The organism is Pantoea anthophila, assembly GCF_026104315.1.
GTDB classification, from domain to species: Bacteria; Pseudomonadota; Gammaproteobacteria; order Enterobacterales; family Enterobacteriaceae; genus Pantoea; species Pantoea anthophila.
Genome location: NZ_CP110473.1, coordinates 2,951,462 through 2,964,170, shown reverse-complemented (window position 1 = coordinate 2,964,170; position 12,709 = coordinate 2,951,462). Strand labels below are relative to the sequence as shown.

Below are 12,709 nucleotides of genomic sequence, written 5' to 3'. Positions count from 1 at the left end.
CGATCGCTGCCGCCATCACTGTCGGCCTCAGTTAAGGCCGCTCTTTGCTTTCATTGCGGCCATCACGCCCGCACGATCGCTGAGATAACCCTGCAAGCCGTTGGCCCGTAAATGACAGGCTGCACACTCACCGCAGCCGTCACCTTTCACGCCGTTATAGCAGGTCAGCGTCTCTTCGCGAATCAGCGGCAGTTGCTGCCAGTAGTCCGCCAGCGCCCAGGTTTCCGCCTTATTAAGCCACATCAGCGGCGTCTCGAAGCGGAGAGAGCGCGCCATGCCAAGCGTGACCGCCTGGTTCATGGCTTTAACAAACTCATCGCGGCAATCGGGATAGCCGGAAAAATCGGTTTCGCAGACGCCCGTGATCACCGCTTCGGCCTCTACCTGATAGGCATAAACCGAGGCCAGCGTCAGAAAGAGAATATTGCGACCCGGGACAAAAGTACTCGGTAATCCGGTGGAGTCAGGATTGTAGGCGGGTACCGGAATGCTATCGCGCGTCAGGCTGCTGACGGCGAGTTCGTTCAGCATGGTGACATCCAGCACTTTATGTGCGCGCGCACCCAGCCTGATAGCCAGTTCCCGGGCCACCTCAATCTCTTCCCGATGGCGTTGTCCGTAATCGAAGGTGACGCAGTGCACCTCATCATAAAGTGCTAAAGCCTGAACCAGGCAGGTTGTGGAATCTTGTCCACCGCTGAAAACAACAACAGCGCGTTTCATGGCATTTCCCTGATAAGTAATTTTGCGCTTATGGTAATGCCTCATTCCGCCGCTGAACAGCTGCACGGCGGATCAATCGGCGGCGGAATCCATGCGCGGCTGAAATCGAACCAGCCCAGCGTATTGAGTTCAATCCCTTCGACGCCGGGCGGCGCGTAGATTTGGTAGCGATAGTTGAACAGCGGCAGCAGAATGCCGTCCGCCATCAGCTGATGATAAAGCTGATGCAGCGCGCGGGAGCGGGCCTGACCGTCAGCAATCTGCTGGATAGCCAGCAGCTGTCTCTGTACCGCTTTGCCCTGCGGGGTCGCTAACAGAGGCCGCCACAGCGGATCCAGTGCCAGCCAGGTCGCCAGTGTAAACACCGGGGCATCGCCTATCAGTCGATCGCCCATCACCAGGTCGGCCTCATCAAGCTGATGAATGGTTTGCCAGCTTTTGACCGGATGAAAAAACACCTGGAGGTGACAGCCATGCTGCCTCAGTAATTCACATAACGCCTGCGCCATCTGATGCAGCTCAACCGGCAGCTGATAGTGGAGTGTCAGCGTGGCGGGCAGGGGGCCAGGCACCGCCTCGATCGGCAGCACCGGCCAGCCAGGCAGCAGCTCGTTGCTGGGCGTAATTAAGCCTTCATCAAGAGGCAGCCGGCTGACGATGCCGCTTTGCTGGATCAGATGGAAAACGCTGCGCGCCTGTTCGGCAGTAAATCCGTCACGCGGGCGGCAGAGCAGATAGCAGAAACCGAGACTGATGCTGTTGCTGACCGGTTGCAGCGTCTTAAGCTCGGCGGCATCGCCGATGGCGATCTGCACCGGATGACGACAGCTGCTGCCCAGGCGGGGGTCGAACAGCCGTGGCGTAATCCAGTACTCCACCGCCTGCAACAGCGGACGCTGCAGATGCCACTGCGCATGACTCTCCATCCTGACCAGTTCAGGGCTGAAGTGACGCAGTTTCCACGGACCGCTGCCGATGGCGGGATGATCGGGATGGGGCAGCAGGCACAGCAGATGTGCCAGCCGGTGCGGTAGCCAGAAATCAGGTTGCCGCAGCACAAAACGCAGGGCCAGCGGATGCGGCGCTTCCACGCTCTCCACGTCGGCCAGCAGCAGTGCGACGCGCGGTTCCTGCAACAGCTGACGAAACTGCGATACCAGTTGCTCCGCCTGAACCGGCTCGTCGTTGTGCCACCTCAGCTGAGGCCGTAACCAGAATAGCCAGTGACATCCCGTTTCATCGTGCTGCCAGTGATGAGCCAGATCGCCAACCGGCGCATCCTGCTCAAAGCGGGTCAGGCCGGAGTAGATCTGGCGCACCAGATGCTGTTCAGCCCGACCGGTAATCTGATGCGGCGCTGTGCTCTCCATCGGGCGATAGTAGGGGATGCGCAGCACCGGCGTATCGTTCTGCCACTGTCCCCCCATCATCGGGCGCAGCAGAGTCATCAGCCGCTCCGGCGGCAGATCCAGCAGCTGCAAGGCGTCTGCCGCCGCGCCGCTATCGAGTTGCCGTTGCAGCAGCTGCTGACGTAACGCTTCAGGCGTGCGCAGAAAAGTGACCTGGCCCTGCTTACCCCGGCCCGCTTCACCCCGCCAGCTGAGCCAGCCCGACTGCTGCCAGTGTGACAGCAGCGTACGGAGATGACGCTCGCTGCAGATGCAGTGACGGGCCATCTCCGCCACGCAGGTCTGCTGAGGCGCCCCCTGACTCTGCTGCCACAGGCGCTGAAACTGATGAATACGGTGAAGTTCGCGCATCATAAACCCGGAACAATTTTTTAAAAGTATTCACTATTAGTTCCGTAATTAACAGGCAATAGTGGGACTCATCTTTTCAGCAGGAGGAGAGTCATGATGCGTTTAGCCGCGTTCGATATGGATGGCACATTGCTGTTGCCGGATCACCAGCTGGGACAGCAGACACTGGATAGTCTTCAGGCGTTACATTCACGGGGTCTTCATCTCGCGCTGGCGACGGGCCGCCATCTGCTGGAGATGCAGATTCTGCGGGAAAAAATGATTCTGCCCGCCTGGCTTATCACGGGGAATGGCACCCGCATACATGACCGGCAGGGTACGCGGCTGTTTGGATGCGATCTGCCTTCTGCTGTCGCCGAAGAGGTGATCCATCGTCACTGGGAGACGACTGCCACGATGCACATCTTTAACGACCAGGGCTGGTTTACCGACCGGCCGCAGCCTGAACTGCTGGTGGCGCATCAGATGAGCGGATTTGGCTATCAGCTGTGCGACCTTAAAACGCTGCCCGCGCATCAGGTAACAAAAATCTGCTTCATCGATCGGCATCAGCACCTGTGTCAGCTTAAAACGCAGCTGGATGCCGTGCTGGGCGATCAGGTCAACATCTGTTTCTCTGCGGAGGATTGTCTGGAAGTGTTGCCCGCAAACTGCAACAAGGGCAGCGCGCTGGCGCTGCTGTGTGACCACCTCTCCCTGACCATGGCGGAGTGTATGGCGTTCGGGGATGCGATGAACGATCGCGAGATGCTGGCTCAGGCCGGGCAGGGTTTCATCATGGGCAATGCGATGGCGCAGTTAAAGAGGGCGCTTCCGCATCTGCCGGTGTTAGGGCATTGCGGGACACAGGCGGTGTCCCATTATTTAAATCACTGGCTGGCGACACCCCACCTCGCGTATTCCCCCGAATGCTGAGGATTGCCGTGAACCGGACAGGAAGTCCGGTTTTTTACGCCAGCTCGCGCTGCCACGGCGTGATGTCACCGATATGTTTTGCCACCCATTCCGGCTGATAGTAGCTGTCAGGATAGCGTTCACCACTGTCACATAACAGCGTGACCAGCGCGCCCGACTGATTTGCCGCCCGTAAGCGTTTCGCCACCTGCATCATGCCCCAGAAGTTGGTGCCGGTAGAGGCACCCGGCTTGCGTCCCAGAATCTTTTCCAGTTTCAGCATCGCGGCCAGCGTTGCGCCGTCCGGCACTTTGATCATTTCGTCGATCACATCGGGCATAAATGATGGCTCGACCCGCGGACGGCCAATCCCCTCGATCAGGCTGCCACGGGTGCTGGTCAGGGTGGCATCACGCTGCTGCCAGTAATCGAAAAACACCGAGTGCTGGGGATCGACCACCAGCAGTTTCGTTTCGAGTCCCTGATAGCGGATATAGCGCCCCAGTGTGGCGGAGGTGCCGCCGGTGCCCGCACTCATAATCACCGTATGAGGGATCGGATAGGGTTCATGCTGCATCTGACGGAAAATGCTCTCCGCGATGTTGTTATTGCCGCGCCAGTCGGTTGCACGCTCAGCATAGGTAAACTGATCCATAAAGTGGCCGTTCAGTTCACGCGCCAGCCGCTCAGATTCCGCGTAGAGCTGGCAGGGATCCTCGACAAAATGACACCGCCCGCCATAAAAGGCGATCTGCTCAATTTTCCGTTTTGCTGTACTGGCTGGCATCACCGCAATAAAGGGCAGTCCCAGCAGCCGTGCGAAGTAGGCCTCAGAAACAGCCGTGCTGCCTGACGAGGCTTCAATAATCGGCGTATCCTGTTTAATCCAGCCGTTAGAGAGGCCATAAAGAAACAGGGAGCGCGCCAGGCGATGCTTCAGGCTGCCGCTAGGATGGGTACTCTCATCTTTCAGGTAGAACCAGATGCCGGGAAAATCCGCCAGATCGAAACGGATCAGATGCGTCTCGGCCGATCGCTGAAAATCGGCGTTAATTTCGTTGATAGCGTGGCGAATCCAGCAGGTCTGCATCTCAGTCATCCGGTTATAAACAGTCCGGCTATTTTATGGCACGTGCAGGAAAAAGAGATTGCAAAATTACCGCTAAAATCGCGTTAATGGAGAAAATGATTCTCCCGGAGACGCGAATGTTAGACAAAACTGACCTTAAGCTGCTTGCGCTGCTGCAGCAGGACTGCACGCTGTCGCTGCAGGCGCTGGCAGATGCCGTCAATCTCACGACCACCCCCTGCTGGAAGCGACTGAAAAAACTGGAAGATGATGGCATTATTCGCGCGCGGGTGGCGTTACTGGACGGTGACAAAATAGGCCTGTCACTGACGGCGTTTATGTTTGTTAAAACCCAGCAGCACAGCCGTGACTGGTATCAGGCCTTTGTCTCGGTGGTCAATAGCATGCCGGAGGTGATGGCCTTTTACCGCATGGCAGGCGAGTATGACTACCTGCTGCGCATTCAGGTGGCCGATATGAAAAGCTATGATGCTTTCTATAAGCGATTAGTCAACGGCGTGCCCGGCCTGATCGATGTGACCTCCAGCTTCGCCATGGAAGAGATTAAATACACCACGGCTTTACCCGTTGCCCCTCTGGGGGCCTGAGATTGAGAACAGCGCTGTGCGATTATTCAGTCAGTTAAGTTGGTATTTTTTGCGGGAGTGGCGACGCTATCTGGGCGCGGTCATCCTGCTGATTGTTATTGCTGTTCTGCAGTTGCTGCCGCCGCATGTGGTGGGGATCATTGTTGACGGCGTGACAGGCGACACCATGAGTACCGGTCGCATCATGATGTGGATTGGGGTCATGCTGGCAACGGCGGTCGTGGTCTATCTGCTGCGCTATGTCTGGCGCGTGCTGCTGTTTGGCGCCTCCTACCAGCTGGCGGTCGAGCTGCGTGAAGATTTTTATCGTCAGCTAAGTCGTCAGCAACCGGCATTTTATCTGCGCCATCGCACGGGTGACCTGATTGCGCGCGCCACCAACGACGTGGATCGGGTGGTGTTTGCTGCCGGGGAAGGGGTGCTGACGCTGGTGGACTCGCTGGTTATGGGCTGTGGCGTGCTGCTGGTGATGAGTACCCAGATCAGCTGGCAGCTGACGCTGCTCTCGCTGGTGCCGATGCCGGTGATGGCGATCGTCATCCATCGTTACGGTAATCAACTGCACGATCGCTTTAAGCTGGCTCAGGCAGCCTTTTCCAGCCTTAACGATCAGACGCAGGAGAGCCTGACCAGCATCCGCATGATCAAAGCCTTTGGGCTTGAGCAGCATCAGTCACAGCAGTTTTCCGCTATCGCCCGCGACACCGGTGAGAAAAACCTGCGCGTAGCGCGGGTTGATGCCCGTTTCGATCCCACTATCTATATCGCCATCGGCTTTTCAAACCTGCTGGCGATTGGCGGCGGCAGCTGGCTGGTGTGGCATGATCAGATGACGCTGGGTCAGCTCACCAGCTTCGTGATGTATCTCGGCCTGATGATCTGGCCCATGCTGGCGCTGGCCTGGATGTTTAATATTGTCGAACGCGGCAGCGCCGCGTGGAGCCGCATCGGCGCGCTGCTGGCGGAAGCACCGGCGGTGGAAGATGGTGACAAAACGCTGCCGCCTGACCCCGGAACGCTTCAGGTGGCGATTCGAGCCTTTCACTATCCGGCCAGCACGGCGCCGGTGTTAAGCGATGTCTGCTTTCAGCTGAAACCCGGTCAGATGCTGGGACTGTGCGGCCCGACCGGCAGCGGCAAAAGCACGCTGCTCAGCCTGATTCAGCGCCACTTTGACATTCAGCAGGGGGATATCCGCTACCACCAGATCCCGCTGCCGCAGCTGCGGCTCGACAGCTGGCGCAGCCGCCTGGCGGTGGTCAGCCAGACGCCGTTCCTCTTCTCTGACAGCGTGGCCAGTAACATTGCGCTGGGGAAACCGGGCGCGACCCGGCAGGAGATCGAACAGGCCGCCAGGCTCGCCTGCGTGCATGACGATATCCTGCGTCTGCCACAGGGTTATGAAACGGAAGTCGGGGAGCGGGGTGTGATGCTCTCCGGGGGACAGAAGCAGCGCCTTTCCATTGCCCGGGCTCTGCTGCTGAATGCCGAAATCCTGATTCTGGATGACGCGCTTTCTGCGGTGGATGGCCGAACCGAACATGAAATTCTGCATAACCTGCGCATCTGGGGAGAGGGACGCACGCTGATTATCAGCGCGCACCGCTTATCGGCGCTGACGGAAGCCAGTGAAATTCTGGTGATGCAGCAGGGCAGCGTCGCCCAGCGCGGCGACCACGATACGCTGAGCGGAACGCCCGGCTGGTATCGGGATATGTTCCGTTATCAGCAGCTGGAAGCCGCACTGGATGATGATGAAAATGAGAAAGGAGTGCCGCATGGCTAAGTCTGCCCGCTTGTGGCCTACCCTGAAGCGCCTGCTGAGCTACGGTAAGCCCTGGCGTAAATCCCTGTCGCTGGCCGTCGGCCTGCTCTGGATCGCGGCCGCTGCTGAGGTGACCGGACCGGTGCTGGTCAGCTACTTTATCGACAATCTGGTGGCGAAACATCAGATGCCCTGGGGGCTGGTCGCCGGCCTGCTGGTCAGTTTCATTCTGCTTCAGCTACTGGCCGCCGCGCTCCACTACTGGCAGGCGCTGTTATTCAACCGGGCGGCGATCGGCGTGGTGCAGCGGTTACGCAGCGATGTGATGAATGCCGCGCTCTGTCAGCCGCTGAGCGCCTTCGATACCCAGCCGGTCGGTCAGATTATTTCACGCGTGACCAACGACACCGAAGTGATCCGCGATCTCTACGTCACGGTGGTCTCAACCGTGCTGCGCAGTGCCGCGCTGGTCGGGGCCATGATGGTGGCGATGTTCAGCCTTGACTGGCGCATGGCGCTGGTGGCGATGATGATCTTCCCGCTGGTGCTGATGGTGATGGTGATCTATCAGCGCTTCAGCACGCCGATTGCCCGCCGGGTTCGCGGTTATCTGGCCGACATTAACAACGGCTTTAACGAAGTAATCAGCGGCATGAGCGTGATCCAGCAGTTTCGTCAGCAGGCCCGCTTCGGCGAGCGGATGGGCGAGGCCAGTCGCTCTCACTACCTGGCGCGGATGGAAACACTGCGTCTCGACGGCTTTCTGCTGCGCCCGTTGCTGAGCCTCTTTTCCGCAATGGTGCTGTGCGGCCTGCTGGTCCTGTTCAGCTTCTCCGTGCCCGGCGTTTTTGAAGTCGGTGTGCTTTATGCCTTCATCACCTATCTGGGACGCCTGAATGAGCCGCTGATTGAGCTGACCACACAGCAGTCGATGTTGCAGCAGGCGGTGGTCTCCGGTGAGCGCATCTTCGAACTCATGGATGCCGCGCAGCAGCAGTATGGCGACAGTCAGCAGCCGCTGGCTTCCGGCCGCATTTCGCTGAACAATCTGAGCTTCGCCTACCGTGAAAACCGCGATGTACTCAGTGACATTAATCTTGAGGTGGCGCCACGCGAATTTGTGGCGCTGGTCGGACATACCGGCAGCGGCAAAAGCACGCTGGCAAACCTGCTAATGGGCTACTACCCGGTGACGCGCGGTGAAATCCGCATTGATGACCGGCCGATTGGGCATCTGAGCCATAGCGTGCTGCGACACGGGATCGCCATGGTGCAGCAGGACCCGGTGGTGCTGGCGGATACGCTGCTGGCCAATGTCCGGCTGGGCCGTGATATCAGCGAAGAGGCGGTCTGGACGGTGCTGGAACAGGTCCGGCTGGCGCCCCTGGCGCAGGCTCTGCCGGAGGGGATTCACACCCGGCTGGGTGAGCAGGGGAATAACCTGTCTGTCGGGCAGAAGCAGCTGCTGGCGCTGGCGCGGGTGCTGGTCGATCTGCCGCAGATACTGATTCTGGATGAAGCCACGGCTAATATTGACTCCGGCACGGAACAGGCGATTCAGCAGACGCTGGCCAGGCTGCGTCAGCACAGCACGCTGGTGGTAATTGCTCACCGTCTCTCCACCATTATCGACGCCGACAAAATCCTGGTCCTCCATCGCGGCCGGGTGGTCGAGCAGGGCACGCACCAGCAACTGCTGGCGATGCAGGGCCGCTACTGGCAGATGTATCAGCTTCAGCAGGCCGGGGATGATCTCGCGTCGGGCGTGCCTGCCACCGCGGAAGCCTGACCTGCACCTTTTTTGCGCAGCTTTATCGGACTAATCTGTATAAATGCACTCCTTTGACGCCTGAAGCACCAAAGGAGTGCATCCCGATGCGCTGACCGGCTTTCTCCTTTTCCCCCTTTTCAGAGCCACTGCAGAGCCTCACCTTGCTCCATCCCGCCTGACCCACTGATTATCACCGCTTTTACTAACTGGCACAGCCTTTGCTTATCTCCCTGTGTGTCCGTAAACGTTACCTATTTACTCGCTGGAGGGGATCCAATGAAGCTGGTTACCGTCGTAATTAAGCCATTCAAGCTGGAGGATGTGCGTGAAGCTTTGTCCTCTATCGGCATTCAGGGACTGACCGTCTCCGAAGTGAAAGGGTTTGGCCGCCAGAAGGGGCACGCCGAGCTCTATCGGGGCGCAGAGTACAGCGTGAACTTCCTGCCGAAAGTCAAAATTGATATCGCTATTGCCGACGATCAGCTGGACGAAGTTGTGGATGTTATCAGTAAAGCGGCTTACACCGGAAAAATTGGCGACGGTAAAATTTTCGTGGCTGAACTGCAGCGCGTCATTCGTATTCGTACCGGCGAGACCGACGAAGCCGCTCTGTAATTACGACTCAGTATTGTGATGGGATGGAATAAAAATGAATAAAGTTCTGACTAAGCTGGGCCTGACCAGCCTGGCACTGTTACCATCGCTCGCGATGGCTGCGCCTGCCGTTGCGGACAAGGCTGACAACGCATTTATGATGATTTGCACCGCGCTGGTGCTGTTTATGTCAATTCCAGGGATTGCGCTGTTTTACGGCGGTCTGATTCGCGGTAAGAACGTGCTGTCGATGCTGACGCAGGTGGCCGTCACTTTCTCGCTGGTGTGCGTCCTGTGGATGGTCTACGGCTATTCACTGGCGTTCAGCGAAGGTAACGCCTTCTTTGGCGGATTTGGCTGGGCCATGCTGAAGAATATCCAGCTGACCGCGGTAATGGGCAGCTTCTATCAGTATATCCACGTTGCATTCCAGGCCTCATTTGCCTGCATCACCGTGGGCCTGATTGTGGGTGCCATTGCAGAACGCATCCGTTTCTCAGCCGTACTGATCTTCGTCGGTGTCTGGCTGACGCTGGCTTACCTGCCTATCGCGCATATGGTATGGGCAGGCGGTTTCCTGGCGCAGGATGGCGCGCTGGACTTCGCCGGCGGTACCGTCGTGCATATCAACGCCGCGGTAGCGGGTCTGGTGGGCGCGTATCTGGTTGGCAAACGTGCCGGCTTTGGTAAAGAAGCTTTCAAACCTCATAATCTGCCGATGGTCTTCACCGGCACCGCGATCCTCTATGTAGGCTGGTTCGGCTTCAACGCCGGTTCTGCCTCAGCAGCAAACGAAATTGCTGCACTGGCGTTCCTGAACACCGTTGTGGCAACGGCGGGTGCCGTACTCTCATGGACCTTTGGCGAATGGGCGGTGCGCGGTAAGCCTTCTCTGCTGGGCGCCTGTTCAGGCTTTATCGCCGGACTGGTCGCGATTACCCCAGCCTGTGGTTATGTTGGCGTCGGCGGTGCACTGATTATCGGTCTGGTTGGCGGACTGGCGGGTCTGTGGGGTGTGACCTCTCTGAAGAAATGGCTGCGTGTGGACGACCCCTGCGATGTGTTCGGCGTGCACGGCGTCTGCGGCATTGTTGGCTGTATCCTGACGGGCGTGTTTGCCTCCTCTTCACTGGGCGGCGTCGGTTATGCGCAGGGTGTGACCATGGGCCATCAGGTCTGGGTTCAGCTCTTCAGCGTCGGCGTCACAATCGTCTGGTCTGGCGTGGTGGCCTTCATCGGCTTTAAACTGGCCGATCTGATTGTCGGTCTGCGCGTACCGGAAGAGCACGAACGCGAAGGTCTGGATGTTAACAGCCACGGCGAGAACGCTTACAACCAGTAATGCGTGAGAGTATAAGCAGTGAAAAAGGGCGAGCTATCGCCCCTTTTTTTATTCGCTTCGCTGGCGCATCACCCCTTCCTGCACCGTAGAGGCGACCAGCACCCCCTGCTGATTGTAAAACTCACCCCGTACGAATCCCCTGGCACCTGACGCTGAAGTACTTACCACGCTGTAGAGCAGCCACTCGCTGAAGTCGAACGGACGATGGAACCACATTGAGTGATCGATCGTGGCGACCTGCATATCCGCCTCTAAAAATCCTTTGCCGTGCGGCTGCAGCGCAACCGGCAGGAAATTGAGATCCGACGCATAGCCGAGCAGATACTGATGGATGCGCAGATCGTCAGGCAGCGGACCGTTGGCCCGGATCCAGACCTGGCGCTCAGGCTTGTCCACATGCCCGCGCAGCGGATTGTGAATCTGCACCGGGCGGATCTCCAGCGGACGTTCCGCGATAAATATCTCCCGCAGTTTTTCCGGCAGCATGTGCGCCATCTTCTGCGCCATCGCCTGTTCCGTGACCAGATTTTCCGGTCCTGCCACCTGTGGCATCGTATTCTGATGCTCAAAGCCACTTTCCGGTGACTGGAATGAGGCAGTCATATAAAAAATGGGCTGACCATTCTGTATTGCACTGACCCGACGGGCGCTGAAACTTTTGCCGTCACGCAGGGTTTCGACGTCGTAGATAATCGCTTTCTGGCTGTCGCCGGGCCGCAGAAAGTAGCTGTGAAAGGAGTGAATCGTCCGATCGGTCGCGACGGTTTGCTTTGCGGCATAGAGCGCCTGACCCACCACCTGACCGCCAAACACCTGGCGCAGGCCAAGATCTTCACTCTGGCCGCGATATAAACCTTCTTCCAGTTTTTCCAGATTTAATAAATTCAGCAGATTTTGCAGTGCCTGACTCATGGCGCGTTCCTCAATATAGTGACCTGCTCAGTGTGAAAGATCGGACCAGTTGACGTCAATCAGACTTTCCGCTTTGCCTGTGCCAGGCAAAATTTCATTTTTGTGCCAACATTAAGGACATACGGCGAGTGAAACGCTGTAAGCAGGATTCGCTGCCGACAATCATTTTGATCAAATGGAGACGACATCAATGAAACTGTGGCATGTGTTCAGTGGGGTAGTTATGGCGGTTGCTGTTGCGGGCTGTGCCGACAAGAGTAAACCTGTGCCAACACCAACGTTGGGTTCTGCGGTAGCCGGACAGACGGCGGCGATTGCGCAGCCTAACGTCAGCGGTTCAGTCTTTATTCGCCAGCGCATCGCGCTGCCGCCGGATGCGGTATTAACCGTGACGCTGTCGGATGCGTCTGTTGCCGACGCCCCTTCAAAAGTGCTGTCACAACGCGTGGTGCGGACGGAAGGCAAACAGGCGCCGTTCCAGTTTGTGCTGCCGTTTAACCCGGCTGACATCCAGCCAAATGCACGCATTCTGTTAAGCGCCGCCATCGCGATCGACGGCAAGCTGGCCTTTGTCACTGACAGCGTAAAACCGGTCATCAATCAGGGCGGCACCAAAGCTGAACTGCTGCTGGTACCGGTGCCTTCAATGGCGATGCCAACCCAGCCAGGCGCAGCGACCACCGTGCCTTCGACATCACCGACTCAGGTCACGCCTTCTGCGGCGGTGCCTGCACCAACCCGTCTGTAATGTACAAACGGGGCGGCAGAGCCGCCCCGTTTTTCAGCCATCGAATCGCCAGCGATACGTTTCAAGATTAAGCTCACCGGCATCACTCACCACAATCCCTTCTGCTTCCAGTGCATCCCGCTGTCGTATCAGCTGGTCGCCCTGAAGCGAAATCATGCCGTGACGATTGACGACACGATGCCAGGGGAGGGTGGTTCCCTCGGGTAACCGGCTCAGCACACCGCCGACCTGACGTGCCGCACGCGGCGAACCGGCCAGTCGTGCCACATCGCCATAGGTCGTGACGCACCCGGATGGAATCGCGGCAACAATTTGCCAGATGCGTTGCTGGAAAGTGTCAGGCTGATTCATGTGCTTATTTCGTCAGGAAAAAGAGGGTTAACTTTATCATGTAGAGGCCATGGTGAAAGCATCAACGCGGCGGTTGTTCAAGAAAACAACGGTTGTCCCGACGACGCTTGCAATTGCCAGCCCCTTCCCAGATAATGCCCCCGCTCTCGTAAAGAGGGCTTGTCAATGGGGG

The 12,709-nt window shown here is 58.0% G+C and carries 12 protein-coding genes; 7 read left to right on the top strand and 5 right to left on the bottom strand.

Annotated elements, in window-relative coordinates:
* Nucleotides 1-27 precede the first annotated feature (27 nt).
* A complete protein-coding gene (gene queC / locus OJ965_RS16410) occupies nt 28-723 on the bottom strand; it encodes a 7-cyano-7-deazaguanine synthase QueC (protein WP_265137155.1) in 696 nt (231 codons plus the stop codon).
* A gap of 41 nt (nt 724-764) precedes the next feature.
* Nucleotides 765-2,483, bottom strand: a complete 1,719-nt coding sequence (locus OJ965_RS16405; protein ID WP_265139284.1) for an SgrR family transcriptional regulator — start codon at nt 2,481-2,483, stop codon at nt 765-767.
* Between the two features lie 93 nt (nt 2,484-2,576).
* On the opposite strand from OJ965_RS16405, the gene cof reads away from it, so the two are divergent.
* Complete coding sequence (cof, locus tag OJ965_RS16400) at nt 2,577-3,398, top strand: HMP-PP phosphatase (RefSeq protein WP_265137154.1); 822 nt, start codon at nt 2,577-2,579, stop codon at nt 3,396-3,398.
* A gap of 34 nt (nt 3,399-3,432) precedes the next feature.
* Here the strand turns inward: cof and OJ965_RS16395 are convergent, their stop codons facing one another.
* Nucleotides 3,433-4,467 (bottom strand): PLP-dependent cysteine synthase family protein, encoded by a 1,035-nt coding sequence (locus tag OJ965_RS16395; RefSeq protein WP_009091687.1) that lies wholly within the window; start codon nt 4,465-4,467, stop codon nt 3,433-3,435.
* Nucleotides 4,468-4,583: 116 nt separating this feature from the next.
* Here OJ965_RS16395 and OJ965_RS16390 point away from each other — a divergent pair, with 116 nt between their 5' ends.
* The 5 genes from OJ965_RS16390 (at nt 4,584) to amtB (ending at nt 10,526) form a co-directional block, all read left to right on the top strand.
* Nucleotides 4,584-5,054 (top strand): Lrp/AsnC family transcriptional regulator, encoded by a 471-nt coding sequence (locus OJ965_RS16390; RefSeq protein WP_154928011.1) that lies wholly within the window; start codon nt 4,584-4,586, stop codon nt 5,052-5,054.
* Between the two features lie 16 nt (nt 5,055-5,070).
* Nucleotides 5,071-6,840 carry a SmdA family multidrug ABC transporter permease/ATP-binding protein gene (locus tag OJ965_RS16385; RefSeq protein WP_265137153.1) on the top strand — a complete coding sequence of 590 codons (1,770 nt, stop codon included), beginning with the start codon at nt 5,071-5,073 and terminating at the stop codon, nt 6,838-6,840.
* On the top strand, nt 6,833-8,608 hold the full coding sequence (locus OJ965_RS16380) for a SmdB family multidrug efflux ABC transporter permease/ATP-binding protein (RefSeq protein WP_265137152.1): 1,776 nt from the start codon (nt 6,833-6,835) through the stop codon (nt 8,606-8,608). Before OJ965_RS16385 ends, OJ965_RS16380 begins: the two co-directional genes overlap by 8 nt.
* A gap of 258 nt (nt 8,609-8,866) precedes the next feature.
* Entirely contained in the window at nt 8,867-9,205 is a 339-nt protein-coding gene (gene glnK, locus OJ965_RS16375) for a P-II family nitrogen regulator (RefSeq protein WP_003850469.1), read from the top strand.
* A gap of 34 nt (nt 9,206-9,239) precedes the next feature.
* Nucleotides 9,240-10,526 (top strand): ammonium transporter AmtB, encoded by a 1,287-nt coding sequence (gene amtB, locus OJ965_RS16370; RefSeq protein ID WP_009091680.1) that lies wholly within the window; start codon nt 9,240-9,242, stop codon nt 10,524-10,526.
* Nucleotides 10,527-10,574: 48 nt separating this feature from the next.
* On the opposite strand, the gene tesB is transcribed toward amtB, so the two are convergent.
* Nucleotides 10,575-11,438: an acyl-CoA thioesterase II gene (gene tesB / locus OJ965_RS16365; RefSeq protein WP_058956362.1), complete on the bottom strand. Its 864-nt coding sequence runs from the start codon at nt 11,436-11,438 to the stop codon at nt 10,575-10,577.
* A gap of 190 nt (nt 11,439-11,628) precedes the next feature.
* Between tesB and OJ965_RS16360 the strand changes: the two genes are divergently transcribed.
* Nucleotides 11,629-12,186, top strand: a complete 558-nt coding sequence (locus tag OJ965_RS16360) for a YbaY family lipoprotein (RefSeq protein ID WP_058956361.1) — start codon at nt 11,629-11,631, stop codon at nt 12,184-12,186.
* A 33-nt stretch (nt 12,187-12,219) separates the two neighbouring features.
* On the opposite strand, the gene OJ965_RS16355 is transcribed toward OJ965_RS16360, so the two are convergent.
* On the bottom strand, nt 12,220-12,537 hold the full coding sequence (locus OJ965_RS16355) for an MGMT family protein (RefSeq protein ID WP_058956360.1): 318 nt from the start codon (nt 12,535-12,537) through the stop codon (nt 12,220-12,222).
* Nucleotides 12,538-12,709 lie beyond the last annotated feature (172 nt).